We start from the raw sequence: 24,203 nt of genomic DNA on the forward strand, positions 1-24,203 counted from the left end.
AGTATTGCAATATCTCATTAGCCAGAGGTCTTGATCGGATCAACTTGGGCATTGACCAGCGTTGGCGGACGATAATCTGCTTGTGCCCGCCATTTGGCAGTAATGCTGTCATCAATGGTGACATTCACCGCACGCAACTGGCCTTGTGTCACTGCGTAGGGGCGGTAAAAGCGGCCATCTCCTTTTTTGAATATGCCTTTAAACCAGCCATATAACCCATAAGCGAAAGCTTTAAATGAGTCGGTGGGGTTGGTTAAGTAGGCATCTGGTGCCGCCATGAACGGCTTAAGTTTTAGTTGTGCATCGCGTGCTTTTTCCAGCATCCAGGCTAAGGCAATCCCAGCCAGTGGGTCTTTGCCATAACCGCCACCGACATTGGCATGCGCGCCAATGAACCAGCGTTGTTCCACGGCAATATTCTCGGTTTTTTTGCTGCCCCCTTCGTTGGTCCACATGGCCACTTTGTAAGCTTCACGGTGCTCATCAATCGCCATCGCGTGATAGGCATAAGAGACAATTTTGGAAAGCTCTGTATCATGCCAGGCGTAAAAACCGTACTCCGAAATCATGGTGCCTGGAATTCCCAGCGCACCCACAGTGTCCCAAACCCCTAAAAAGTGGATACGAACTTCTTTACTATAGGTTTGCCTGAATGCCTGACATTGCGCACTATCAGGATGGGCGGATTTATCCCGGTACAGTTTTTCTGAACGATGCAATAAGTCTGGCGTGCTGGTTTTGAGTAGCCCGCATTTCCTGATCAGGCCGACCATGCTCCTGGCGGTATAGGCGCCACGACTGAAACCGAATACCCAGATGTCATCACCCTCCTGGTAATGTTTCACCAGCCAGTCATAGCCCTTGAGAAGGTTCTCGCTTAATCCGTAGCCAAATAAGCCACCACGCAGTTTGTCGCCCGCCGCAGTCCCTACACCGGGTTCATAGAAAAAACGCTGGTAAATGTCACCATCATATTCTTCAATCAAGGTCGATAGTTGATAGACATTAGTCAAGTCTTCCGGGTCGTTCCAGGTGCCGTCAAACAGCACAATCAGTCTTTCTTTTTTCCTCATTGCTGCCTCCGGGCTAATGGGCTGGTTGTAGGGTAATCAGGCCAGGCATCAGGTGCTGAATCTGTGACAGAATGGCTTGATCGGCTGTGCCCATGGGTAATTTAAGATTTTGCGCGATATGTTCACCCAAGCAGCGATAGCTCTCAAACTGGGACTCGCTGAAAAACTGGTCAACGGTGCTGTGGTGCGGGAAGCTGGGTTCCTGCAATTTGAAGTTGATAAGGTCGCTGGGTTCATCCCCGGTGAGTGAGCTTTTGATATAGACTAGGTAGCCCATATGTTCAGGATCACCATCCCCAAGATAATCTATGGTGCCAATCGCAAAGTGACGGCTCCCACATTTAAACAACCCATATTTGCAATCGCTGACGGGAAGCAAGGCGCTGATGTCCAGCTTGATGGTGATGCCGAAATCGACTTTGCATTTGCGGATCGCATTGCCCAGGTCCTCAAATTCATACCCAGTATCGGCACCAGCATCAATCGCAACGATCAATTTGCAACGGCGGCGTACCAGTTCATAAATGCCCAGGTTTTCAAAGTGGCCTCCATCTGATAAATACAGGTAACCTGAGGTCGAGCCGGTATTGGTGATCAATTCCTTGATCAGGTAAAACAGGTTCCAGAATGGTGATTTGCGCTCTGGCGGATTGCGCAGGCGATACTTGCAGCGCCAGCGGATCAACAGGCGGTTAAGGTAGTTTTCATGCAGGGGGTTACCAAACCAGCGGCCCAATCTGGCGTTGAATATTGTCATGATAAAGCCCATGACCGGGTTGGTGTGGTACCCCATATTGGGGCTGGCTGCGGCACCGCTGGTCGACACCAGGCTGCCCAGTTCCGGGCCGCCTTCTCCCGTGTAATGATAAGTGTCGTACCAGACTTCCTTATCCGGCAATTTAAAGCCGCAATAATAAGGGCTGAACATAAACGACGCGGCCTGGCGTTGTTGCCAGGCCAACTGAGAGCCATCACTGATATTCACCGCGGTGTTCACTATATGGGTAGGACGTTGTCCGCGCAACGCTGACATGGGCAGGTCATCTTGGTCATCAAAACCAGTAAAAGTATTAGGCTTACGGGCATTGTTAGCGGCGCCCAGATAGCAGCGGGTGAGGCGATTACGGTAAAAATTGTGCAGTGAGAACACATTAATATCAATGCGCCAACTGCCCAATGCCACAATCAGCAATGCACCAGCAAACCACCAAACACGGTGCGGGGAAAGGTAAAGGCTAAAACTCAGGTATCCGGACATCAGCAGAATCAACGCCACCACAATGTAAGGCAAGACATGCGTGAACTTGCCTTTAACGCTATTCGGCGGCTCGGTCCCGGTATGACGGCTTTTGCCTAATCTGGAGGTAAAAAGAGCGAGCAGCCAGGATCCTAATCCTGCCAGGCTTTTTTCCGTGGCAGGGATGTCTGCCAGGGTTTGGTAAAACAAGTAGGGGATGTAAAGCGCACAAGCAAAGAGGGCCAGCCAAATGACACAAAAGGCCAGATTAACGCCGCCGATACGATGCCACCATTCACGCGTACTCACATCAATCAAACGGCCACTTAATCCCATCAAGGCGACCAGCCCTGCAGAAATCACCAGTGAGATCACAGGCACGCCCAATCCTATCCAGTAGTTCGGGCTGATATGGCTATCCTGGTGGTCAGTAGGATAAATCACCAATAGCTGCTGCCAGCTTTCACTGGGAAACGCCCAGAACAGCAAGGTGAATCCCGCTACGCCACATAAAAACGCAATGAGCGGATATCTGGCGTGCGCGGGCGTCAGGCACGTCAGGCGGCTAAAATAGAAGGAGGTGGCCAGGCTGATCAATGCCAAAGCCACGCCAGCTTTGCCCAGTGTCGTTTGCCATGCATTCTCAAATAAATTCAAAAGCAGACCGAGATCAACGCTGAAACCTGGCTGTAATGTTGGATGAATGTCGGAATGACTCAGGAAAATCACCGACATCATCAGGCAAACCAGGACACACAGTAATAGCACCTGGTTGAGTAAGGTATTCGCCATCCATTGTGCCAGTGCCGACAACGTGTCACCTGTGAATAAACCGGTTTTGGGTGTCAGGTAATTGCTATAACTGCGTAACCACAGAATTGCGCGTTCAGTCGCTGTCGGTTGGCGTGCAATCGCACCTTCAGGTTGCGTGGATAACACCAGTTCGCCTTGTACCGTATTGACATGATTGCTGTGCTTGACCAGGCTGGAAAACCAGGCGCCGATGTAGCCACCGCCAGACACGGTTGAAAGATAATCAAACTTGTTTAACAACCCTTTTTTAGCCATGCCCTGCAGGATGCCCAGGTTCAGTGTCGCGCTGCGTATGCCTCCACCGGAAAATGCTAACCCTATCAAATTGTTGCGATGTATCTCTTCGCGTAAATGTGACATGCCACGGATTTCGGCATCGAGGACCGTATCAAAAGAATGTGTTTTATGTGGATCAGTCTCATCTGGCTGGTGGGTTGCGTGCATGGCTTTCTCCCAGAATTTATCGTTGATATTATTTAACACATGGTAGCGCTGTCTCATTTATGTGACAACTGGTGTTGCCAGGTGGTAATCATGGCAAGCGCGCATGATTTATGAGAGGATGTAAAGCAGGGTCATGTTGACCAGGAGCAATGAAAAGTGGGGAATGCGATGCGCTGGGTATGGTTGTTATTAACGACAGTTTTTTTACTGCTCTCTCAGCAGGCTGAGGCCGCTGAAAAAGGGTTGTTCTGGCAATTAGAGTCTCCCAGTGGCCAGGTCAGTTACCTGTTTGGCACCATGCATACCGACGACAACCGGGTGACTAATTTTCCCCCATCAGTCATACAGGCATTAAAAAATGTAGATACCTTTATGCTGGAGGTGGCGGATGCGCCGCCAGCAAGCTTATTGCAGTTGCCGCAGGGCAATTTAAAGCAGTATTTATCTGAGACCGAGCTGGAGCAGGTGGCAAGGTTGGCTGATATGCATGTAATGCCGATGGAAATGGTGCTCAGGATGAAACCATGGTTGCTCGCGGTATTGTTTGACTTGCCCAAACCACAAACCCCTTTTGCGCAAGACCTGTTGCTGAAAGCCAAGGCGGAAGAACTGGATAAACGAGTGTTGGGGCTAGAGAGTCCACAGGAACATTTTGGCGTCATGGATAACCTGACCACAGAGGAGCAATTGCAGATGTTACGTGCCGTGCTCAAACGTAGCCAGAAACAAAAGGAAAATGATTTTGAGCGGCTTATGAAGGCTTACCTGGCGGGTGATTCCGAGCAGGTGGCAAACATGGATGATGCCATGACCCAGGGGGTATTGCCTGCAGCCTTGTGGCAGCGGATGCGCGTAAAACTGCTGGATGAGCGTAATGTGTTGATGGCAGACCGCAGCCTGGAGCAAGCTAAACAGGGCAGAGTATTTATTGCGGTGGGCGCTGCCCATCTGGCTGGAAAAGATGGGTTGATACAGGCGTTCAGACAGGCTGGGTTTAAACTGACGCCACTTAAAAAGTAGCCAGTGTTCAGGCTGGCTTTTGTTGCGTGATCTCCTGCGCAATGCGTGTGATGTGCGCGACAAAATCTGCATCTTCGCCAACCAGTAACCTAGGCAGGTGTTGCCGGAAGTCTTCACGCAGGCACCATTCCCGCATGTAATCTTCCCATGACATCCAGCGTCGCAAACGCTTGCCACGCATATCAGGGTCATAAGCCAGAAGATAAGCCCGCTCAAACAGGGAAATCAGGATTTCAAACAGGACGAGCTTGCGTTCTTCCTGCTCAGCCGTCATGGGTAAGGCACCGCGATGAGAGCGCAATTGTAAATCGGGGTTGGCCATGACCAGTTTTAGAAAGTCGGTATAGTTGTCAGCTAATAACTGATAGACCTCTTCGTCTTCGTTCTCGCGCTCTTTGCGTTGTTCTAAGACAAAGGTGAGGATCGCGAGCGGCAAGCCGATCACGGTGACGACATAACTCAGTAACTCCCAAGTGGCAATAGACATAATTTGGCAACGTGGTTTGAATCTTACACCCGCACCGTCGTTTTAAAAGGGAAATAAATGCAAGTCAATTCAATTCGCTGGCATGTTGTTGAATCACATCAATGCATTCATCAAATTGCAGCGATTTATCAAAGAAATACTCTACCCCCATGTTCTGCGCCAGGTTGCGGTAATAACTGTTGCCATGGTTGGTTAACATGACAATATCAGGGGCCTTGAATGGGTAGTCCTGCTGCCGGGTGTGTCGCACCACGTCAAAGCCGGTCCCTTTGGCCAGCTCAATATCCAGCACGATCATGTCGTATTGGCGTTTGTTAAGCAAATCAATGGCTTCGTCACTGGTAGTGGCGATATCTTTGATATCCAGTTGATTACAGTCATGCAACATCTCCACGATAACATCGCGGATGAGCGCAGAATCTTCAACTAACAATAGTCTATACATGACGGTTCAACCAATGTTTACTCACGTGATGGTAAAAATATTGCTGCCTGACGAATTTCATTTTTTAATTAAGCAAGCCGTATTTGATGGCGTAATAAGTCAAGTCAGCATTCGATTTCATGGCCATTTTCTCCAAAATACGGCTACGGTAAGTGCTCACGGTTTTGATACTGATGAACAATTCGTCAGCGATGGCGGTGGGCGTCTGGCCAGCAGCCAGTTTGACGAATACCTGGAATTCGCGGTCTGAGAGCGTCTCATGCAGTTGCTTTTCTGACGGATGGCTAAGCTCGTTAGTCATCAGTTCAGCCAGCTCGGTTGAAATATAGCGCTTGCCTGCGGAGACAGTGCGGATGGCCTGGATAATCTCGTCAGAATCCGCGTTTTTGGACAAATATCCTTTACAGCCATTGCGCATTAAATTGAGTGCGTATTGGTCTTCAGCATAGCCGCTAAGGACTAATACAGGTAACTCCGGCGCAACGTGTTTTAATTCGTGTAGCGTATCCACCCCGTTTTTATCAGGCATGGAAATATCCAGCACCATGGCATCATATTCATTTTTGCGTACCAGTTGGATGGCCTCAGCCCCTGAGCTGGCCTCTCCGGTCACTTGCAAGTCAGACTCAAGTTCTATCAGGTTACGCAGGCCGTCACGGACTATGCTGTGATCATCTACCAAAAGAATTCTTTTCATTATGTTCTCTTTGATTTTATTTGTCAGGTTGGAGATTTTGCCACATCAGGGCTCGACCCAGGCTCAGAATGGTCTGTTTGAGGTTGCTCCTCCGGAGCCATTTCATTCCGGAATAAGCGCCAGTCACGACTAATCATGTTCAATGAGTCAGCAAACAGGGGTTTTTTCTGCCAGGTAGCCCGGACAGCCAGAAAAATGACCACGCCTATAATGATGGGCACCAGCATTGCAAGCCCCAAGATCAGGGAGCGTTGCGGATGTTCCCACAATAATGAGAATAGCCACATCAATCCCAGCAGGCCGGTAAAAATAAACATGCTAAACACCACCAGCAACCCTACGATGCTGGTGGCTAGCCGTTCAGTTTCCTCTACAAAATCCTGTTTCAATTGCTGTGCACGGTCCTCTGTATAGTCGGCAACATGATGGCGCAGATTGAAAAAATTATCTTTCAGTGCCGTCACCTTGCGATTGAGAAATAAAACAGCAGCAAATTTCAAGAGGTTTACCCACATAGCTTTCCTAGCTTATTCACGACGTTTGGAGCCTAACAAATATCCTATCAGTAAACCAACGCCCGCGGCTACCAGAACTGTGCCCATAGGATGCTCGTGTACGGTATCTACCGTTTTACCTTTAAGCGATTGATAAGTTTCGCTCACTTCACGCTGAACCTGGTCTTTGACACGGCTGGCCTTGGAGGCAAGCGCTGCCGCATTTTCTTCACTGGTCAGACGGTCAATATTGGCTTTCAGGCTATGAATGAGCTCTTTGGCTTTATCCTGCGTATTGTCCGCAGTGTCATTCACCGCGTCGAGCAAGTCGTTGGCGGTGGACTTCACCTGCGCGGCAATTTCTTCTATTGCTTCATCCGATTTTTTTGCCAGACGATCAGTTGTATTCTCAACATTATCTTTTGAAAAATTAAACATAGTGGAACTCCTTTTTTATCTTGATTACAAAAGAAAACACGCTCATTGAGGATCACCTCGAATCAGAAAGTGCTTTCAACATGTATGCATGTTACGCAATCACATGTTGAATCCGTATCGGCCAGGCACCGATATCAAGGTCAGAATCATCTGACAACCATAGTAAATAAAGCTTTACTGCATGTTTACGTTGCCGATCAACAGTAACATCGTTATCATGCGTTTCAGAATATTGTTAACAATATATTTAAAAAGTTACGCCGGATTGTCTGGATTTTCAATCTTTTCATTTGACTTTGATGCATAAAATCAGAACCTACCTTATTGCCTTGCTTGACCGCCTGGAAAAAATAAGTGACACCTTCGGCGGGAACACGGTGGCTTTGCTCACGGTTAGTTTACTGTTGGCTGCAGCCATGCTGGTGGTCAATGATCGTTTCATTGTTTCTACGCGAGAAAAAACCGATGTGTTGTCCATGCTGGACGAATTGCTCCTGGAAACCTGGAAGGTACAGTCCAATCTGGCGATTGCAGAAAGTTCGCAGAGAGGATATCTGTTGACCCGTTCTGACAATTACTTTAAACCTTATGACAATGCAACCGGGCAAATCAGTCAGCAGTTACAAAATATCAATACCCTGCTCAACCATACCAACCTTGTGAAACATGCCGAAATCCAGTCGACCATGAACGAACTTATGAGCAGTATTTCAAAAAAATCTGCAGAAATGAGCGTGACCATAGACTTTGCCAAGAAGCGCCAGTTCGATAAGGCCTTGGCGGTGGTCAGGCTAGATTCAGGTATTAAGGAAAGCCATAATATTGAGATCTTGTCACGCCGCTTTGAACAGCAGGTGATGGCTTACAGGGCGGAACTGGAGGATAAGCGTAATACGATGCGTCGCATGATGCGATGGTTTGTAATGGCTTGCCCGCTGATTTTTGTTTCACTGGTGGTATTGGTGATCAGGCGTCTGCTACGGGAGCTGGCAGAAAAAGCAAACCTGTATGTACGGCTGACAGACGAGAATGCCGAATATGAGCGTAATATCCAGCGCATGACGACGACATTGCAGCGCCAGGCATTGCAGGCTCAAACCAATGTAGAGCGTGAGCGCTATCAGCTGTCCAGGGAGTTACATGATGAGCTGGGTTCCTTGCTGACAGCAATCAAGATGGATATCTCCTGGGCTATCAAGCACTTAAAAGAGGACATGCCTCAGGTCACGGAAAAGCTGAAAAAAACCAACCAGTACCTCGACCGCAGTATTAATTTCAAGCGTGAAATTGTTCAGAACCTGCATCCCTCCATGATCAAGAGCTTTGGCCTGATTGCGTCATTACAGAACCTGCTCAATGAAGCCGGGGGGCGCAATCAATGGCAACTGGATGTCATCATGCCAGATCAGGAAATGTTGATTAACGAGACACTGAGTCTGATTATTTACCGGCTGGTGCAAGAAAGCCTTAATAATTGCAGCAAGTATGCCAAAGCGACACAGGTTTCCGTGCACCTGATGCATGACGAGCAATATATCAAGCTGGAAATTGCCGATAACGGCATAGGTTTTGATATGAACAGCTTAACCACTGCCAATACTGGCATCAGTGGTATGCGTAACCGGGTAGAGTCGATTGGTGGTCACTATGAAGTCACCAGTGCCCCCGGCCAGGGAACCAGCACGCGTGTGTTACTGCCATATCTTTTGGCTGATCCTTCCTAGTCACTTCACGTATTTCACTTCATGTAGTCATATTCTGACACTGGATTCAGTGATTGGAGGACTGACGGTATTTGTTTGTCTGATTAACATGTCAACACACTAAACAATAAATTCAGTTGAATTGTTAGTGGCTAAGCGTGAAAAAGGAGACGCACATGTTAATGTCAAAATACAAACAAGCAATAATCTTTGGCAGCCTGTTGGCGACCACCATCACATTAAACGCTTTTGCGTTCGATCTTGAGGAAGTGCAAAAGGGTGATAAGCCTTATTTGGAAGAGTTCACTGCACTGGACAAAAACGCGAATAACACTTTGACCTGGGCTGAAGCGCAGAAAGACAAGGGGCTCAAGCAGCAAGATTTCAAATCATACGACCATGACAAAGATGGTAGCTTGAGTTACGAAGAATACGCAGAACTCAAAACGCAGACTGGTCAAAAAGCCATTAAGGGCGCCATGTCTGACAGCTGGATCACCACCAAGGTAAAAGCCCGGCTGTTGGAAGAAGAATCATTGAAGTCACTGAAGATCAGTGTTGAAACACACAAAGGTGAAGTGTTGCTGAGTGGGTTTGTGAATGACTCCACGCTTAAAGCAAAAGCAGAAGAGCTTGTTGCGACTGTCGAAGGCGTGAAATCAGTCAAAAATGCAATCGTAGTTAAAGGTTAATTACACCCCCTTGCAAGCTACTTTTTCTCTCCCAAGTACGTAGCTTGCTCTTTTTTTTCCGGCGGGTTGTTCACAAGTGTTGACTGATTCATCCTCTGTGCGACTCGAACAACTCGCCACCTTAAGTAGCAGAAAGGAAACATCATGAACAAGATGAATCGTTATCTGGTAAGTAGTGTATTGAGCGGTATGTTGCTGTCAGGCCCTCAAGCCATGGCTAAAGGCGAACCCATGTATGATTTTCTGCCTAGCGACACCGTGATCGATAATGTGAAAAACAACCTCCAAAGCCATGGGGTAGATGTGTCTAACCTCCAAGTCGATGCTGATGCGCAAGGTGTGGTGCAATTAAGGGGTGAAGTGGCCTCAAAACAAGAGGTAGAAAGCATCACCCAGATTGCGAAGGAGTCAGAGGGCGTATATGCCGTGCTAGGCGCTTTACGCTATGAAACTGGCGAAGTGGTACCTGCACCTGTTCCTGAGGGCCTTGACCCTATGATGGATGCGCCTGCCGCTGGTAACGAGGCGACGCAACAGCAGATAGATGCGCAATGAGCTCACCGGGAGACACCGCTCTCCCGGGGGTTGACCAGGCAAGAGTTAGTGATGCTCGGGCACCACATGTCGACCGGATTCGTACTCAACCTGGTTGGCTTGTCTGATGAATAGTAATTGGTCAGTGGCAAATCCCAACGCCTTGGCTTTAGCCATGAGGTGCTGTTTGATGGGGTAAGTTAGTTGAGGCGTGCGTGACAATATCCATAAGTAATCCCGTCCACTACTGACCAGCGCATAGTTATAGTATGGTTTGTCGAGTTCCAAGATATTGTACTCGCCATAAAAGGGCCCAAAAAACGAAACTTTAAGTCGACCCGTGCGCGTGCCATCGGCGTTTGTCGGATCGACAAATTTTGCTTTGCCCACGGCCTCACTCCAGTCATTCTTTTTTGTATTAAACCCGCGGTTAACCACTTTTAATGTTCCATCTGCTTCAATGCTGTACTTCGCCGTCACTTGTTCCAGCCCTTTTTCAAAACGATTATCCAGTCGTGCGATTTCGTACCAGGTGCCCACATATTGGGTAGGGTCAAAGCTGGGGACTATGGCCTGTTCAGCTTCTGGCGACATTCCTTCTGAGCAAGCGCTCAAGGTGATCACGGATGCAATATAAAATAGGTAGGAAAAAGTTTTAATGAGCATGTTGAATGAGTAAGTGTTAAGCAAGTCATTACAGACCGTTTAAAATAACACAAATTCCATCATGAAAAAAAGTCGGTGAAAGCGGGTGGTATTGGTAACCGCGCAGAACAAGAGATGGATAGCCGAGTGTATAAAAGGCGTTCTCGTTGGGAATAAAGGCAATCCATGTTTGACCATGATAATGGGCGCTAATAAGGTTAGTTGGAGAGTGAAATGAAAGTATGGATATTGGGTGTGAGTCTATGTTGCTTTAGCGTATTGGCACAGGCGCAAAGTTGCAACAATAAAAATGTGGCTGCCAGTGGTGTGGGCGGGGTTGCCGGGTCGGCGATCGGCGCCGTCATGCTTGGCCCTGCTGGTGAAGTATTGGGCGGGGCGGTGGGCGGTGCAGTCGGTAGCGTGGTTGCGAATGATGGCAAGGCGCAGCCTTCAACCATGTTAGGTGGTGCAGTGGGTGGCGCAGGTGGTGCAATTCTTGGTCGTGGCTTAGGTGGCGGCAGGCTATTAGCCGTCCTGGGAGCTGGCTTGGGAAGTGCGGGCGGCGCTTGTGTTGCGCAGCAGGCCTCGGCTGGAAAAGGCCGCCATGTCACGCAGGTAAAAAAAGCTTCTGCCAACAACGCAACTGCCAAAGCGCAAAGATTGTTGGGGAGCTAATTGTTGAGCCAGTGGCAAATTCATTTATTCCCCTGGCTCTTGTCTTTTGACTAGCGCTGGGTTAACTTTTTGAGTTGGTACATCAATGCATCCCCTTCAACCAGCAATTGTTCCACAGATTTAGGGAGTTGGGGATCAAATTCAACGATGCCGTGTGCAAATGAAATCCTGTACGGTTGGCGCTGTTGTTGCCTGATGGTGTCAAGATATGCAACCAGTCGCTCTATGTAGATATGTGCTTCATGGTGGCGGGCATTGGCCAGTAGAACCACAAATTCATCCCCGCCCAGCCGGGCAAATATATCCGAAGTACGGCCCACTTTTTTCAATGCTTTGCCAAAAGTCTGCAAAGCGCGATCACCTTCATCGTGCCCATGTGAGTCATTGATAAACTTGAACTCATTCAGATCCAGAAAAACAAGCGAGGCATACACATGGTGACGGGTAAAATAATTGAGGTATTTTTCTGCCAACATGATTAAACCACGCCGATTATTCACCTCAGTGAGATCGTCCATGGTTGCCAGTTCAATCGCAGCAAGTTCATGCTCCACCATGAGTGCAAGATCATGAAGGCCTTCGATATCCTTATCGGTAAATTCGCGGGGTTGCGTATCAATCAGGCACAAGGTGCCGATTTTAAAGCCATGCTTGGTGCGGATGGGCCTGCCTGCATAGAACCGGATGTGAGGTGAGCCAGTCACCAGTGGATTGTCTGAAAATCTGGAGTCTTTTGAGGCATCTGGAATCACAAATGTGTCATTTCCCAGGATGGCGTGACCACAAAAGGAAATGTCCCTTGGAGTCTCCTGGATGTCTAGTCCCACGCAAGACTTGAACCATTGGCGATGGCTATCTACAAGGGTTACTAGCGCAATCGGCACATTGAACATCCTACTGGCAATCCTGGTTACACGATCGAAACGTTCTTCTGACCGTGTGTCGAGAATTGCCAGAGCACGCAATATATTCAGGCGCTCGGCTTCATTTTGGGGTATCTCAGGTGTTTGCAAAGTAGCCAACTGCTTCCAGAAGGTAAATAATGATCATACTGGGATTTTATGTATTATACATAGACAGAATAAAACGACTTTTGTGCCTAACTCTTTCAGTTTTGGCGGAATATTTTATGTTTGCAAAGACGCGAGTTTGAGGCCAATGATGCCCGCAATAATGCAAATCAGACTAACTACTCGTAGCAGTGAAACCGGCTCGTTGAATAGCCAAATGCCACCAATTACCGTGCCGACTGCCCCAACGCCTACCCAGACGGCATAAGCAGTGCCGACTGGAAGCTGTTTAACACAAATGCCCAGTAACCAGATGCTAATGACCATAGCAACGATTGTCCAGAGCGATGGCCAGAACTTGCTAAAGCCATCAGTGTATTTTAGGCCTATTGCCCACGCTGTTTCAAATAAACCAGCAATCATTAATACCAGCCAGGTCATCACATTCCTTTTTGATGATTGATTGAAAATAGCTTGTGCAAGTAATTATCTAAGACTGCACAGCGCTTAACTCATCTTCAGATAACCAGCGCCATTCTCCCGCTGCCAGCGTCTCCGGCAATGCCAGTTTACCAATTTGTATACGCTTCAAACCTTCTACGCGGTTACCGATCGCAGCAATCATGCGTTTAACCTGGTGATATTTGCCTTCAGCCAGTGTCATATGAATGACTGTATCGCTCAGGCGAGTCACGGCCAGCGCTGCAATCGTCTCTTCTTCATCTATCAGTTTGACACCGGATAGCAAATGTTGCTGGTCAGTTTCACTCAGCGGATGTTTACATGTGACTTCGTATACTTTAGGCACATGATGCTTGGGGGAGCTGATTTTATGAATAAATTGCCCGTCATCTGAAAGCAAAATCAGGCCTGTCGTATCTTCATCGAGGCGGCCTATGCATTGAATGCCGCGTTCTACCAGGGGCGCAGGCAGGAGTGTATAGATGGTGGGATGAAACTGGGTTTTGTGCGTGCATTCGTAATGCGCAGGTTTGTGCATCATGAGGTAGCTGTGTTCACGATACTCCCAGGATTCGCCTTGAACGGTGAAATGCAAATTGTTATCCAGGACAAACTTGGCGTCAGGATCATCGCAAAGTTCGCCATTCACGGTCACTTCTTCGTTGATAATCAAAATGCGGCACATTTTGCGTGTGCCAAAACCCTGCCTGTGCAGGATACGTTCCAGATCTAGTGTTTTTGCCATATGTGAATTATACGTGAGGGCGCTTCTATAAATCCAAATTACTATGCCAGGCAAGGCGTGATAAAAAATTGCGAGCATGCGTACGCATTGTCTGCTTAAATCGTCTGAACGTCGCAGACGCCTATAGTTGATATTTCAGAAGATATTTCCAGGCAGAGTCATCCAGGCAATTCACGTATAATCCCGCCATGGCCTTTAAACACATCACGTCCCGCGATAACCCGATTTTCAAGCAACTCCGCAAACTGGTTGACCAGTCACGTGAGCGCAAAAAAACAGCGTCCACCTTACTGGAAGGAGTGCATTTGATAGAAGCCTACCTGCAGGTGTGGGGCGAGCCACGCTTGTTAGTTATTCCTGAAGGGAAAAGTAGTGTGGAGGCGACAGCACTGATCCAGCAACTGGCGGATGTGGATACCATGCTCCTGCCAACCTTGATGTTCGCAGAACTGGCGCCGGTTGCGTCTAGTAGTGGCGTCATGGCACTGGTGGATATCCCTGAAGCTCAAGTGCCTGCAAGCATCGATTTTGCTTTACTGATTGAGGATATCCAGGATCCGGGAAATCTGGGCAGTATGCTGAGAACGGCCGCCGCAGCAGGCGTGCAAGTCGCTTACCTGACCAAAGGATGCACCGATGCCTGGTCACCCAAGGCGTTACGCGGCGGGCAGGGCGCGCAATTTGTGTTGCCTGTGATTGAGGCGGTGGACGCACTGGAAATAGTGAACAGCTTTGCAGGACAGACGTTGGCACTGACTATGCATGGTGAAGGTCTTTATCAACAATCCCTGCGAGAGCCCGTATTGTTTGCAGTGGGAAATGAGGGCGCGGGAATTTCTGCTGCCTTGCAGTCAGCCGTCAATACCTGTGTCACCATCCCCATGGCGCATCAAGGCACACTGGCGATAGAGTCACTGAATGCCGCAGCAGCAACGGCAGTGGCACTGTTTGAATGCCAGCGCCAGCGTACTAGCGTTTAAACCCATTAATGCGTGACCTTGTGGTCATCATCCTCATCAAACAAGGCTAAGGCCTCATCTTCATCCACGACATAATGTTTGTGGCAAAAGTCACACTGGATTTCCACGCTCCCTTGCTCTTCAATGATGCTACGCACCTCAGCCAGACCGAGCATCTGCAACATATTGGTGACATTGGCTTGAGAACAACTGCAAAAAGTCTCTACCTCACGGCCACTGAACAAACGCACGTCCTCTTCGACAAACAGTCGTTGCAACAGGGTGATGGCCTCTAAATTGAGTAATTCTTCATCCGTGACTGTTCCAGCCAAATGCTGGACACGATTCCAGCAATCGAGGTCATATTCTTGTTGTTGCGGCAGTTTCTGTAACAACAGGCCGGCGGCACGGTCGCCTTCAGCAGTCAACCATAGGCGGGTGTCAATTTGCTGCGAACGCAACATGTAATTCTCGAGCATCGTCGCTATATTGTCCCCCTCAAGTGGGACAATCCCTTGGTATGGTTCGCCCTGCTCAGGCATCAGGGTGATGACCAGCTGGCCTTGTGTTAGCCACTGGGTTAGACCATGGCCATGTAACTCGGCACTCACTTTGGCCGTGGCTCGAATATTCAGGTCTGATGTGCATTCCACCACTAATAGCTGCAAACTTCCCTGACTTTGCAGTTGTAGGATCAGTTTTCCCTGCATCTTGAGGGTGGCGGTCAGCAATACACTGGCAGCTGTGAATTCCCCGATCACTTTTTTCAGGGCGGGATCTAGCGTCTGGTGCTCAAGCGCCTTGAACAGGCTTTTATCCAGCATGACATGGTTGCCACGTACAGCGGATTGTTCAAAGATAAATGGATGTAACAGGTCAGTAGTCATAACGATTATTTTAACATTTCTCGTTGGTCTCAACTATGAACTTGAGTTTTTAAATGATAACAATTATCATTAGCGAGATAATAAAATTAATCAATAATTATTAATAAGGTAGTAGAAGAGGATACGTAACAAATGAAAATGACCCTGAAATGGATCAATGCAGCCGTTTTGTCTGCATTTTCGACCATTGCACTCTCTGATGATGTTAGCCAAGTCAAACCCCACTTTCTGGAAGTTCCTCGTGTTGATGTCATCGGGACTAAAGACCAGCAGTTCAAACAATCCAGTACATCCACTATTATTGAGCAACAAGAGCTTGAGAGTGCGCATGTGATGACCACTAATGAAGCTTTGCGCAAAGTGCCGGGTGTGGTAGTCAGGGATGAGGAGGGATTTGGGATGAGGCCTAATATCAGCATTCGTGGCCTCAATCCTACCCGGTCAACCAAAGTATTGTTATTAGAAGACGGCATCCCTTTGGCATATGCACCGTATGGCGATAATGCTAGTTACTACTATCCCGCGATTGACAGATTTTCTTCGATCGAGGTGCTTAAGGGGGCCGAACAGATCAAGTTTGGGCCGCAAACCATAGGCGGTGTCATTAATCATATCACTCCGAATGCCCCGCAAGCGTTTGGAGGGTATGTGAGCGCGACTGCTGGTAATCGTGACTTCTTGAATACCAAAATCAATGTCGGCGGCAACGGTATGTTGTTAGATTACACACACAAGCAAGGCGATGGTGCGCGGGATAATACCTACCACAACGTCGATGATCTCAATTTTAAACTGACAAAAGCCATCAATGATTACCACGGCGTGACTTTTCGCGCCAACTATTTCAGTGAGGATTCGCAAGTCAGTTACTCTGGTTTAACAAGAGCAGAATATATCAATTTTGGTGGACGCTATAATCCATTCAAACGTGATGATTTTGAAACGACACGCTATGGCACCTCAGTGACGCACGATTGGCAAATTTCGAGTGATTTGTCACTGATTACTAATTATTACTATAGCTACTTTACGCGGGATTGGTGGCGTCAGCAAAGCAACTCTTCAGCGGGAAATATTGCGACTGGAGTAGGATGTGCAGCGGTAGGTAACGGACGTATCTTAGGGTTGGAAGTTGATACGGATACTTGTCAGGGGAATCAGGGGCGCTTACGTACTTATGACACTTATGGTGTTGAGCCTCGCCTGTCATGGAGTCATGACTTAGGTCAATTGGACATTGGCATCAAAGCACACTATGAGGAGCAGCGTCGTGTTCAAAAAAACGGGACTTCAGCCAGCGCACGTGATGGCGCAATTTCAGAGAATAACTTTCGTGAGACCAATGCTTACTCTGGGTTCATCAGCAATAGATTTGATTTTGGTGACTTCCATTTAACTCCTGCGATTCGATATGAACACGTGGAAAATAAACGAAAAAATGGCGCAACTTCTGCGTCTAGTCTAGTTACCCGTGGAGAGTCCACGATACATGAATGGGTGCCGGGTGTTTCACTTGCTTATACGCCAAACGATCAATACACAGTATTTGCGGGGGTACATGAAGGTTTTGCACCACCGCGTACTGAAGACTTGATTGGTGCCAATGGCGGCTCAGTGGATGTGGGTGTTGAAAAGTCAAAAAATTATGAACTTGGATTCAGAGCTCGTCCGAACAAGGCGTTTAGTATTGAATCAACACTATTTTATAATGATTTTGATAACTTGATTGCCGTGGGTTCTGTGGCTAGTAATGTGGCGTTGTCAGAAGGAAAGGCGAAATTTGGAGGGCTGGAAATTTTAGGGCGTTATGATTTTGATAACGGTCTGTATAGCCGTATTGCCTACACGTGGCTGCCGCTGGCAGAGCAGGAGTCACCCTTCCGTAATGTCCTGACTAATGCAATAGTTGGGGGTAGTGCATCAGGTAATCGACAACCTTATGCGCCAAAAAATACCGTCACAGCTGCTTTTGGCTACAAACTGGGGCAATGGGATGCTATGATTGAAGCGGTACATGTTGGCAGACAATACGCTGACTTCGCCGAAACCAAGGTAGTGGATATTACGGGTCAGTTTGGTGAAATTTCAAGCTATACCATTTATAACGCTGCCATCAACTACAAGATGCCAGCATACAAAACGACGCTGTTTTTAGTTGGCAAAAACATCTTTGATAAAGAATATATCGTTGACCGTACCCGCGGAATTTTGACCGGGATGCCAGCATTGATTCAAGTTGGGGCGCGTTACGACTTTTAACTAAACTCTTGCCAAGCGATTTATCTTCCAGTTGGAGATCGCCCAATGCCACACTGTATTTAGTGTGGCTTTTTTTATGGTGTCAGGCGGAGACTGCTGTAAAAAGCAAAGTGCCTGATATATGGTTTCAGCAGGTGACATATCAGCAATACTGGCGGCTAAGGTTTGTTTGCTGAGTTTTTGCCCTTGGTTGTTCAATACCAGTGGGATGTGTGCATACAGTAGAGGGGCGTAACCCAAGCATTGTTGCAGATATATCTGTCTCGTTGTCGATTGCAGCAAGTCGGCTCCGCGGACCACATGGGTGATGCCTTGCATGGCATCATCCACCACCACTGCAAGCTGATAGCTAAACAGGCTATCTGCACGTTTGATCACAAAGTCGCCTATGTCCTGACCAATGTTATGTTGTTGCCTGCCGACAATCCTGTCTTCAAAGCTGATCTTCTCGGCAGGCGTTTTCAAACGCCAGGCGATAGATGTGTTTGGTTTAATGGGATGCTGTAGGCAGATGCCAGGATAGATGGCGCCTTCTATTCCCTGTTGAGTTGAGGAGTCGGCAATCTCCTTGCGTGAGCATGTGCAAGGGTAGGCAAGCCCCAAATTTCTTAACCGGGTGAGCGCTTGCTCGTAATACTCGCTGCGCTGGCTCTGGTAAACGATTTCTCCAGCCCATTCAAATCCGTAGCGATGTAGGGTGCGGATAATGTCGTCACTTGCGCCTTCGACCCGGCGGGTGGTATCCACATCTTCAATCCGCAACAGCCATTGCCCACCTTGACTTTTGGCATCGCAATAACTGGCGACAGCGGCCACCAGGGATCCAAAATGCAGGGGGCCGGTGGGGGAGGGGGCGAAACGACCAATCACCATAGACTTCAGGTTTACTGGGTTACATAAGGTGGAATATGCCAAGCGACCAGTTGGCCGCCGCGCAGTTGCAGATGACAGGCCATGCGTTCTACCCCCTGGCTGGAAACATCAAAAGTATAAGTGCGCTGCAATTGCATGCGGCCATTGCCATCCCTGGCAAAGCCCACGCGTGAGCAGGCCACGGTTTCATCCAGAAATTGCAAGTGGCAACGGTCTGCCAGCTGGCGACCAATTTTGAGTGCAATTTCGCGTTTGGCGACAGAATCCATCCAAAACCAGGCGCCAGCCATCAATATGGCTAATAAAGCCCATTCAGCCATTGCTGTTCTCCGTTAAGACCATGTTGTGTTTCGGTGTATGATGGTGTCCAGTCAAAATCAAAACAGTATTCCTTAATCAAGTATGAGCTCAACCCGCGAAGCAGAGGCTATTCAAGCTTATTATAATTTATTGCATAGCAAGGGCGCGGATGCCGCTATTATGGCGCAGCGCGATGCGTTGCTGGCAGAGTTGGGCCCTTTGCTGGAAAACCAGGAGTGTACCAGTACTGCCTACCGTCAGGCGGTCGATCATTGCCTGGAAGGCAAACCGGCACAAATGTGGCCGGAGCTGCTGACCATTATCCGTGAGTTTTACCCGTTTTGGCGCGGAGATGTCAAAGCCGTGATGCAATATGCTGACACAGTGGGTTTCGAGTTGCATCCTATCGGCTGGCAGCCAGCCGTCATTGATCTGCAATCGGTGTGGCCAGCGTTACAGTCTGAAAAATTTGAGACTTCAGAGCTTTGGGCGCTCAACGGGTATGTCAAAGCCCTGAAATCCATGGACAACAAACAGGATATGGAGATAGAAATCCGTACCCGCATGGCCAAGCTCATGTTGTTGCGATTACGTGAGGCACCTCTGTCAGAGAAAAATGCCTACCGGATTACAGCAGATGCCACTTTACCGCTGTTCAATCTTAAAAATACCCGTCACCTGTTTTTAAACTCAGTGCGTGAGTTTTATTATTTCTGGGCCGCCCATCCTGAGGCGGTTGAAATGCTCAAGCAGTTGCAACCACCTGAAATCATATAAAAATGCACTTAAAAAGTGCAATGCACTTTTGATGTGTCAATTTTGGTGCAAATAGGCACACTTCCAAAACGTATTCCTTTTTAAATCAATTATTTAAAGGTGGTCTGATATTTGCTTAAGATTTCGCGCTCAGGATAGAGCACTTTTAAATAAGGCGTTAAAAGCGCCAGTTTTGAATATAAATATAGTTCGGAGAGCGAAATGGAAGCATTAGTGTCAGCAAATGACGTCTTGTTTGTATTGCTGGGAGCCATTATGGTGCTGGCGATGCATGCCGGGTTTGCCTTTTTGGAAGTCGGTACCGTGCGTCAAAAAAACCAGGTCAATGCCCTGGTTAAAATCATGGTGGATTTTTGTGTCTCTACCATTGCCTATTTTTTTATTGGTTACACCATTGCCTATGGCATCAACTTTTTTAGCGGAGCAGACGTACTGGCCGCCAAAAGTGGCTACGACCTCGTCAAATTCTTTTTCCTGCTGACCTTTGCAGCGGCAATTCCAGCCATTGTATCTGGCGGGATTGCAGAACGTGCCAAATTCAATCCGCAAATGGCGGCTACCTTTCTGATTGTCGGCTTCGTCTACCCATTTTTCGAAGGCATTGCCTGGAATGGCCACTTCGGCTTCCAGGAATGGTTAAAAAACAGCTTTGGTGCCAATTTCCACGATTTTGCCGGCTCTATTGTCGTGCATGCCATGGGCGGTTGGATTGCTCTGGCGGCTGTTATTCTTCTGGGGGCGCGAAATGGGCGCTATAAAGAGGGTAAGTTGCATGCCTATCCACCTTCCAACATCCCTTTCCTGGCTTTGGGCGCCTGGATCCTGACCGTGGGCTGGTTTGGCTTTAATGTGATGTCTGCACAATCTATCCAGAACATTTCTGGCCTGGTCGCCGTCAATTCCCTGATGGCCCTGGTTGGTGGAACGCTGGCCGCGCTGGTGCTGGGTAAAAATGACCCCGGTTTTGTGCATAACGGTCCTCTGGCAGGCCTGGTTGCAGTGTGTGCCGGTTCTGACATCATGCATCCATTAGGCGCATTGGCTACCGGTGCCGTTGCAGGTGCTTTGTTTGTGTGGGCGTTCACCATGACACAAAACCGTTTGAAAATTGACGATGTGCTCGGTGTATGGCCGTTACATGGCTTATGCGGTGCCTGGGGTGGGGTTGCCGCAGGGATTTTCGGTTCTGACAGCTTGGGGGGCATGGGCGGCGTGAGTGTGATGAGCCAGTTGTTAGGCACCCTCGCTGGCGTACTGATTGCCCTCGTCGGTGGCGGAATTGTTTACGGTGTATTGAAAAAACTGGTTGGTATCCGCCTGGATAAAGAGGCAGAGTTTGATGGTGCTGACCTGAGCATACACAAGATTCCATCCGTTTCTGCAGACTAGGAACTTAGAGGTTTTAACCTTAAATTATTAACTTTTTCGAAGATATAACCAATAAAAAACCTGCCCTCTTTGTGGCAGGTTTTTTTATTGTGCTTCTGTAAATGTTGAATGTCTTGTTAATATCCGCCTGAATATATCCAATGCTTATGCGCGCCCGCATTGACTTTAAATGATTATCAGACAAGGAAATTGTATGCAAATACTCAAATATCTGTTGTTGACCCTTGCACTGTTTCCAACAGCAGTCAATGCCGCCCAACCTTTTACCGTGGCTATTGCAGCCAATCTCAAATATGTGTTTGATGATCTGGCCATCGAGTTTAAGAAGGAAACCGGGATCGAAGTGCGAAGCGTGCTTAGTGCCTCGGGTAAAATTGCCACCCAGGTCCGTCAGGGCGCCCCGTTTGATGTATTTATGTCAGCGGATATGGATTTTCCGGAAGCCTTGTATCAAGAGGGCTATGCGGTGAATCCACCCAAGCCGTATGGATACGGTGTTCTGGTGTTGTGGACACAAACTGGTGCTGATTTAAGCCTAGGCGTGCCTGGACTGAAACATGCGGCCGTGGGTAAGGTGGCTATTGCTAACCCTAAATTGGCACCCTTTGGAAAACAGGCACTTAAGGCCATGGAGTTTTACAAAGTGAAAGCCGCGTTAGAGCCTAAACTGGTCTATGGTGAAAGCATTAGTCAGGTCAGCCAGTATGTGGAGAGCAAAACGGTAGATGTTGGCTTCAGTGCCAAGTCTATCGTGATTGCGCCAGAAACTGCGGGGAAGGGCAAATGGGTGGCCGTGCCTGAAGAAAGTTATGAGCCGATTGCGCAAGGCATGGTCATTTTAAAGCATGGGATAGACACGAATGCCGATGCCGCCCGCAAGTTTTATGGGTTCGTGCAGTCGGATAAAGCACGTGCCATCTTTGCCAAAAACGGATATAAATTGCCCTGAGATAACACACAGGAAACATCATGTTAAGCACTGAGGATATAGAGGCCATTTGGCTGACCATCAAGCTGGCCAGTGTGGTCACCTTGCTATTGCTCATCATAGGCACTCCCGTCGCCTGGTGGCTTGTGCGCAGCCGCGCCTGGTGGAAAGGCCTAGTGGCCTCGGTAGTGGCGTTGCCACTGGTGTTACCACCATCGGTGCTTGGCTTTTACCTGTTACTGGCGATGGGGCCACAAGGCCCGCTGGGCAAGCTGACACAGGCTACTGGTCTGGGCAGTTTACCTTTTACTTTTTGGGGTCTGGTGCTGGCGTCGGTCTTGTATTCCCTGCCGTTTATGGTGCAGCCCTTGCACACCGCATTTGAAGCTATTGGGGAGCGGCCACTGGAGGTGGCGGCGACCTTGCGTGCTTCGCCACTGGATACATTTTTTAGTGTGGTGGTGCCGATGGCCTGGCCGGGATTTCTCACTGCTGCCATACTCACTTTCGCCCACACGGTAGGTGAATTTGGGGTGGTACTTATGATAGGTGGCAATGTGCCGGGACAAACCCGTGTGGCTTCGGTACAGATTTATGACCATGTGGAAGCCCTTGAGTACAGTCAGGCGCATACACTGGCCGCAGTCATGCTGGTGTTTTCGTTTGTGGTGTTGCTGGCATTGCATGTGTGGCGCAAGCAACCGAGCAGGGCGCACTAGTATGGCTGAGATACAGGCACGTTTTCATCTGGCATGGCCTAGCTTTACCTTGGATGTCAATCTGACTCTGCCAGGGCGCGGCATTACAGCTTTGTTTGGCGCTTCCGGTTCAGGCAAAACCACGTTATTGCGCTGTCTAGCCGGACTGGAGCGTCCCCGTCAGGGTTTCCTGCGCTTTCACGGTGAGTTGTGGCAGGATGGCCAGTATTCCCTACCTACACATCGCCGGCCGATTGGCTATGTGTTTCAGGAAGCCAGCCTGTTTCCGCATCTAACGGTACTTGAAAACCTGCGTTTTGGCCTCAAGCGCAATACACAGGCGCGGCCAGCAGATCTGGAGGCGGCTATCGAATTGCTGGACTTAGTGCCGCTCTTGGATAGAAGCTCGGTAAATTTGTCCGGGGGTGAGCGGCAACGGGTGGCGATTGCACGGGCGCTGGCAGTGCGACCGAGTCTGCTATTGATGGATGAGCCGCTTGCAGCACTTGATTACGCGCGCAAACAGGAAATTCTGCCCTATCTGGAGCGCCTGCACGATAGCCTGGAGATTCCCCTATTGTATGTCAGCCATGCCCCTGATGAAGTAGCGAGACTCGCCGATTATATTGTCATGCTACAAGCAGGCAAAGTGCTGGCACAAGGGCCGTTGCTGGAGATCCTGGCGCAACTGGATACACCTATCCGCCTCGGGCAGGATAGGGGGGTGGTTTTGCAGGCGCAGGTCATTGAACACGACCATCAATGGCATCTGATGCGGCTGGCGTTTGACGGTGGCAATGTGTGGACGCGGCAACATGATTTGCCGGTAGGCCGAAAGGTGCGGGTACATATATTGGCCCGCGATGTCAGTTTGGCGACCCGGCCACAAATCGGCAGCAGCATCCAGAACCAGTTGCAGGGGGTGGTGGATGCCATTGCTGCAGACAGCCATCCCGGTGTTATGCTTGTGCGTGTCAGCGTCGGGGCTTCGGCGCTGATTGCCAGGCTAACCAAACGTTCGGCTGAGATATTAGGCATCAGCGTCGGGCAGCCGGTCTGGCTACAGGTTAAATCGGTGGCCATGATGGAGTAAATGCGCCATTGCGTCTCGTGTCGTCGCCTCTTTATAGAATGTCGGTGCATAACAAAATTTCTGCGAAATGCAGGTTTAAAAGGGGTTTGATTGAGGGGAGATCATTACAAAGTGCTGGAGCTGGAAATTGCAGGTTGTGCAAGTTATGAGGCACGGCAAAGTAGTAAAATTTAAACTGCCGGACGCAAAACCAAATGTGACTGATGAAATGTTGAATAAAGCCAATAAAAAAGCAAACGGCTCAATCAAAAATGAACGCACATTAAAACTCTGTGTCATTCAACCATCCACTAACTATAAAAGAGAACAGGATGAGTATTTTTCTTCGACCTCAGAAGGTTTGCGAATCATGCGGGCAAGTATGGTATCCCGCAGATGAAGTTGAATCTATTAATTGCCCCAACTGTGGTAGCGCCCACATTCGCA

At 48.7% G+C, this 24,203-nt stretch carries 27 protein-coding genes; 13 read left to right on the top strand and 14 right to left on the bottom strand.

From position 1 onward, the window contains the following. Window positions 1–17 precede the first annotated feature (17 nt). Window positions 18–1,073, bottom strand: a complete 1,056-nt coding sequence (locus tag F463_RS0107065; protein WP_018986366.1) for a DUF2235 domain-containing protein — start codon at window positions 1,071–1,073, stop codon at window positions 18–20. Window positions 1,074–1,086: 13 nt separating this feature from the next. Further along, the gene (locus F463_RS0107070) at window positions 1,087–3,567 is read right to left on the bottom strand and encodes a patatin-like phospholipase family protein (RefSeq protein WP_245545164.1); all 2,481 of its coding nucleotides are present in this window, start codon (window positions 3,565–3,567) and stop codon (window positions 1,087–1,089) included. A gap of 168 nt (window positions 3,568–3,735) precedes the next feature. Between F463_RS0107070 and F463_RS0107075 the strand changes: the two genes are divergently transcribed. Next, the gene (locus F463_RS0107075; RefSeq protein ID WP_018986368.1) at window positions 3,736–4,587 is read left to right on the top strand and encodes a TraB/GumN family protein; all 852 of its coding nucleotides are present in this window, start codon (window positions 3,736–3,738) and stop codon (window positions 4,585–4,587) included. 7 nt (window positions 4,588–4,594) lie between these two features. On the opposite strand, the gene F463_RS0107080 is transcribed toward F463_RS0107075, so the two are convergent. The 5 genes from F463_RS0107080 to F463_RS0107100 form a co-directional block, all read right to left on the bottom strand. Next, window positions 4,595–5,074 carry a hypothetical protein gene (locus F463_RS0107080; protein ID WP_018986369.1) on the bottom strand — a complete coding sequence of 160 codons (480 nt, stop codon included), beginning with the start codon at window positions 5,072–5,074 and terminating at the stop codon, window positions 4,595–4,597. A gap of 64 nt (window positions 5,075–5,138) precedes the next feature. Beyond that, entirely contained in the window at window positions 5,139–5,519 is a 381-nt protein-coding gene (locus tag F463_RS0107085) for a response regulator (RefSeq protein WP_018986370.1), read from the bottom strand. Between the two features lie 64 nt (window positions 5,520–5,583). Beyond that, entirely contained in the window at window positions 5,584–6,216 is a 633-nt protein-coding gene (locus tag F463_RS0107090) for a response regulator (protein ID WP_018986371.1), read from the bottom strand. A 23-nt stretch (window positions 6,217–6,239) separates the two neighbouring features. Next, entirely contained in the window at window positions 6,240–6,731 is a 492-nt protein-coding gene (locus tag F463_RS0107095) for a phage holin family protein (protein ID WP_018986372.1), read from the bottom strand. Between the two features lie 12 nt (window positions 6,732–6,743). Continuing rightward, a complete protein-coding gene (locus F463_RS0107100) occupies window positions 6,744–7,148 on the bottom strand; it encodes an ElaB/YgaM/YqjD family protein (RefSeq protein ID WP_018986373.1) in 405 nt (134 codons plus the stop codon). A gap of 299 nt (window positions 7,149–7,447) precedes the next feature. Here F463_RS0107100 and F463_RS0107105 point away from each other — a divergent pair, with 299 nt between their 5' ends. The 3 genes from F463_RS0107105 to F463_RS0107115 all read left to right on the top strand — a co-directional run bounded on the left by F463_RS0107105 (window position 7,448) and on the right by F463_RS0107115 (window position 10,098). Continuing rightward, a complete protein-coding gene (locus F463_RS0107105; protein ID WP_018986374.1) occupies window positions 7,448–8,872 on the top strand; it encodes a CHASE3 domain-containing protein in 1,425 nt (474 codons plus the stop codon). Window positions 8,873–9,027: 155 nt separating this feature from the next. Beyond that, the gene (locus F463_RS0107110) at window positions 9,028–9,543 is read left to right on the top strand and encodes a BON domain-containing protein (protein ID WP_018986375.1); all 516 of its coding nucleotides are present in this window, start codon (window positions 9,028–9,030) and stop codon (window positions 9,541–9,543) included. 144 nt (window positions 9,544–9,687) lie between these two features. Further along, complete coding sequence (locus tag F463_RS0107115; RefSeq protein WP_018986376.1) at window positions 9,688–10,098, top strand: BON domain-containing protein; 411 nt, start codon at window positions 9,688–9,690, stop codon at window positions 10,096–10,098. Window positions 10,099–10,143: 45 nt separating this feature from the next. Here F463_RS0107115 and F463_RS0107120 read toward each other — a convergent pair whose 3' ends face one another. Further along, complete coding sequence (locus F463_RS0107120) at window positions 10,144–10,671, bottom strand: lipocalin family protein (protein WP_033413248.1); 528 nt, start codon at window positions 10,669–10,671, stop codon at window positions 10,144–10,146. A 285-nt stretch (window positions 10,672–10,956) separates the two neighbouring features. Between F463_RS0107120 and F463_RS0107125 the strand changes: the two genes are divergently transcribed. Then, entirely contained in the window at window positions 10,957–11,397 is a 441-nt protein-coding gene (locus tag F463_RS0107125) for a hypothetical protein (protein ID WP_018986378.1), read from the top strand. 50 nt (window positions 11,398–11,447) lie between these two features. Here the strand turns inward: F463_RS0107125 and F463_RS0107130 are convergent, their stop codons facing one another. From F463_RS0107130 to F463_RS0107140, 3 genes are all read right to left on the bottom strand, one after another. Next, window positions 11,448–12,419 (bottom strand): GGDEF domain-containing protein, encoded by a 972-nt coding sequence (locus F463_RS0107130; RefSeq protein ID WP_018986379.1) that lies wholly within the window; start codon window positions 12,417–12,419, stop codon window positions 11,448–11,450. 105 nt (window positions 12,420–12,524) lie between these two features. After that, the gene (sugE, locus tag F463_RS0107135) at window positions 12,525–12,848 is read right to left on the bottom strand and encodes a quaternary ammonium compound efflux SMR transporter SugE (protein WP_018986380.1); all 324 of its coding nucleotides are present in this window, start codon (window positions 12,846–12,848) and stop codon (window positions 12,525–12,527) included. Window positions 12,849–12,897: 49 nt separating this feature from the next. Further along, the gene (locus F463_RS0107140) at window positions 12,898–13,614 is read right to left on the bottom strand and encodes a pseudouridine synthase (protein ID WP_018986381.1); all 717 of its coding nucleotides are present in this window, start codon (window positions 13,612–13,614) and stop codon (window positions 12,898–12,900) included. A 188-nt stretch (window positions 13,615–13,802) separates the two neighbouring features. Here F463_RS0107140 and F463_RS0107145 point away from each other — a divergent pair, with 188 nt between their 5' ends. Beyond that, complete coding sequence (locus F463_RS0107145) at window positions 13,803–14,594, top strand: TrmH family RNA methyltransferase (RefSeq protein WP_018986382.1); 792 nt, start codon at window positions 13,803–13,805, stop codon at window positions 14,592–14,594. Window positions 14,595–14,599: 5 nt separating this feature from the next. Here F463_RS0107145 and hslO read toward each other — a convergent pair whose 3' ends face one another. Next, on the bottom strand, window positions 14,600–15,460 hold the full coding sequence (hslO, locus tag F463_RS0107150) for an Hsp33 family molecular chaperone HslO (protein ID WP_018986383.1): 861 nt from the start codon (window positions 15,458–15,460) through the stop codon (window positions 14,600–14,602). 132 nt (window positions 15,461–15,592) lie between these two features. On the opposite strand from hslO, the gene F463_RS0107155 reads away from it, so the two are divergent. Beyond that, on the top strand, window positions 15,593–17,719 hold the full coding sequence (locus F463_RS0107155; RefSeq protein ID WP_026295407.1) for a TonB-dependent receptor family protein: 2,127 nt from the start codon (window positions 15,593–15,595) through the stop codon (window positions 17,717–17,719). On the opposite strand, the gene gluQRS is transcribed toward F463_RS0107155, so the two are convergent. Continuing rightward, window positions 17,720–18,592, bottom strand: a complete 873-nt coding sequence (gene gluQRS / locus F463_RS0107160; RefSeq protein WP_018986385.1) for a tRNA glutamyl-Q(34) synthetase GluQRS — start codon at window positions 18,590–18,592, stop codon at window positions 17,720–17,722. Window positions 18,593–18,603: 11 nt separating this feature from the next. Then, a complete protein-coding gene (locus F463_RS0107165; protein ID WP_018986386.1) occupies window positions 18,604–18,912 on the bottom strand; it encodes a DUF3301 domain-containing protein in 309 nt (102 codons plus the stop codon). A gap of 82 nt (window positions 18,913–18,994) precedes the next feature. Between F463_RS0107165 and F463_RS0107170 the strand changes: the two genes are divergently transcribed. From F463_RS0107170 to F463_RS0107195, 6 genes are all read left to right on the top strand, one after another. Further along, window positions 18,995–19,669, top strand: coding sequence for a hypothetical protein (locus F463_RS0107170; RefSeq protein ID WP_018986387.1), 675 nt, complete (start codon window positions 18,995–18,997; stop codon window positions 19,667–19,669). 201 nt (window positions 19,670–19,870) lie between these two features. Then, a complete protein-coding gene (locus tag F463_RS0107175; RefSeq protein WP_018986388.1) occupies window positions 19,871–21,058 on the top strand; it encodes an ammonium transporter in 1,188 nt (395 codons plus the stop codon). 193 nt (window positions 21,059–21,251) lie between these two features. Next, entirely contained in the window at window positions 21,252–22,007 is a 756-nt protein-coding gene (gene modA / locus F463_RS0107180) for a molybdate ABC transporter substrate-binding protein (protein ID WP_018986389.1), read from the top strand. Between the two features lie 20 nt (window positions 22,008–22,027). Further along, window positions 22,028–22,705: a molybdate ABC transporter permease subunit gene (gene modB, locus F463_RS0107185; protein WP_018986390.1), complete on the top strand. Its 678-nt coding sequence runs from the start codon at window positions 22,028–22,030 to the stop codon at window positions 22,703–22,705. 1 nt (window position 22,706) lies between these two features. Further along, window positions 22,707–23,777 (top strand): molybdenum ABC transporter ATP-binding protein, encoded by a 1,071-nt coding sequence (modC, locus tag F463_RS0107190; RefSeq protein ID WP_018986391.1) that lies wholly within the window; start codon window positions 22,707–22,709, stop codon window positions 23,775–23,777. Window positions 23,778–23,904: 127 nt separating this feature from the next. Next, complete coding sequence (locus F463_RS0107195) at window positions 23,905–24,156, top strand: hypothetical protein (RefSeq protein ID WP_154650030.1); 252 nt, start codon at window positions 23,905–23,907, stop codon at window positions 24,154–24,156. Window positions 24,157–24,203: the final 47 nt, after the last annotated feature.

This window comes from Methylophilus methylotrophus DSM 46235 = ATCC 53528 (assembly GCF_000378225.1).
Lineage (GTDB): Bacteria > Pseudomonadota > Gammaproteobacteria > Burkholderiales > Methylophilaceae > Methylophilus > Methylophilus methylotrophus.

What these genes read in the sequence shown, in the direction of transcription:
- F463_RS0107140 (WP_018986381.1), bottom strand. Translation starts at nt 13,614, where the DNA reads ATGGCAAAAACACTAGATCTGGAACGTATCCTGCACAGGCAGGGTTTT.
- F463_RS0107090 (WP_018986371.1), bottom strand. Translation starts at nt 6,216, where the DNA reads ATGAAAAGAATTCTTTTGGTAGATGATCACAGCATAGTCCGTGACGGC.
- F463_RS0107075 (WP_018986368.1), top strand. Translation starts at nt 3,736, where the DNA reads ATGCGCTGGGTATGGTTGTTATTAACGACAGTTTTTTTACTGCTCTCT.
- modA (WP_018986389.1), top strand. Translation starts at nt 21,252, where the DNA reads ATGCAAATACTCAAATATCTGTTGTTGACCCTTGCACTGTTTCCAACA.
- F463_RS0107080 (WP_018986369.1), bottom strand. Translation starts at nt 5,074, where the DNA reads ATGTCTATTGCCACTTGGGAGTTACTGAGTTATGTCGTCACCGTGATC.
- F463_RS0107065 (WP_018986366.1), bottom strand. Translation starts at nt 1,073, where the DNA reads ATGAGGAAAAAAGAAAGACTGATTGTGCTGTTTGACGGCACCTGGAAC.
- F463_RS0107120 (WP_033413248.1), bottom strand. Translation starts at nt 10,671, where the DNA reads ATGTCGCCAGAAGCTGAACAGGCCATAGTCCCCAGCTTTGACCCTACC.
- F463_RS0107115 (WP_018986376.1), top strand. Translation starts at nt 9,688, where the DNA reads ATGAACAAGATGAATCGTTATCTGGTAAGTAGTGTATTGAGCGGTATG.
- gluQRS (WP_018986385.1), bottom strand. Translation starts at nt 18,592, where the DNA reads ATGGTGATTGGTCGTTTCGCCCCCTCCCCCACCGGCCCCCTGCATTTT.
- F463_RS0107105 (WP_018986374.1), top strand. Translation starts at nt 7,448, where the DNA reads ATGCATAAAATCAGAACCTACCTTATTGCCTTGCTTGACCGCCTGGAA.
- modB (WP_018986390.1), top strand. Translation starts at nt 22,028, where the DNA reads ATGTTAAGCACTGAGGATATAGAGGCCATTTGGCTGACCATCAAGCTG.
- F463_RS0107110 (WP_018986375.1), top strand. Translation starts at nt 9,028, where the DNA reads ATGTTAATGTCAAAATACAAACAAGCAATAATCTTTGGCAGCCTGTTG.
- F463_RS0107125 (WP_018986378.1), top strand. Translation starts at nt 10,957, where the DNA reads ATGAAAGTATGGATATTGGGTGTGAGTCTATGTTGCTTTAGCGTATTG.
- F463_RS0107165 (WP_018986386.1), bottom strand. Translation starts at nt 18,912, where the DNA reads ATGGCTGAATGGGCTTTATTAGCCATATTGATGGCTGGCGCCTGGTTT.
- modC (WP_018986391.1), top strand. Translation starts at nt 22,707, where the DNA reads ATGGCTGAGATACAGGCACGTTTTCATCTGGCATGGCCTAGCTTTACC.
- F463_RS0107095 (WP_018986372.1), bottom strand. Translation starts at nt 6,731, where the DNA reads ATGTGGGTAAACCTCTTGAAATTTGCTGCTGTTTTATTTCTCAATCGC.
- F463_RS0107070 (WP_245545164.1), bottom strand. Translation starts at nt 3,567, where the DNA reads ATGCACGCAACCCACCAGCCAGATGAGACTGATCCACATAAAACACAT.
- hslO (WP_018986383.1), bottom strand. Translation starts at nt 15,460, where the DNA reads ATGACTACTGACCTGTTACATCCATTTATCTTTGAACAATCCGCTGTA.
- F463_RS0107170 (WP_018986387.1), top strand. Translation starts at nt 18,995, where the DNA reads ATGAGCTCAACCCGCGAAGCAGAGGCTATTCAAGCTTATTATAATTTA.
- sugE (WP_018986380.1), bottom strand. Translation starts at nt 12,848, where the DNA reads ATGACCTGGCTGGTATTAATGATTGCTGGTTTATTTGAAACAGCGTGG.
- F463_RS0107155 (WP_026295407.1), top strand. Translation starts at nt 15,593, where the DNA reads ATGAAAATGACCCTGAAATGGATCAATGCAGCCGTTTTGTCTGCATTT.
- F463_RS0107100 (WP_018986373.1), bottom strand. Translation starts at nt 7,148, where the DNA reads ATGTTTAATTTTTCAAAAGATAATGTTGAGAATACAACTGATCGTCTG.
- F463_RS0107085 (WP_018986370.1), bottom strand. Translation starts at nt 5,519, where the DNA reads ATGTATAGACTATTGTTAGTTGAAGATTCTGCGCTCATCCGCGATGTT.
- F463_RS0107175 (WP_018986388.1), top strand. Translation starts at nt 19,871, where the DNA reads ATGGAAGCATTAGTGTCAGCAAATGACGTCTTGTTTGTATTGCTGGGA.
- F463_RS0107145 (WP_018986382.1), top strand. Translation starts at nt 13,803, where the DNA reads ATGGCCTTTAAACACATCACGTCCCGCGATAACCCGATTTTCAAGCAA.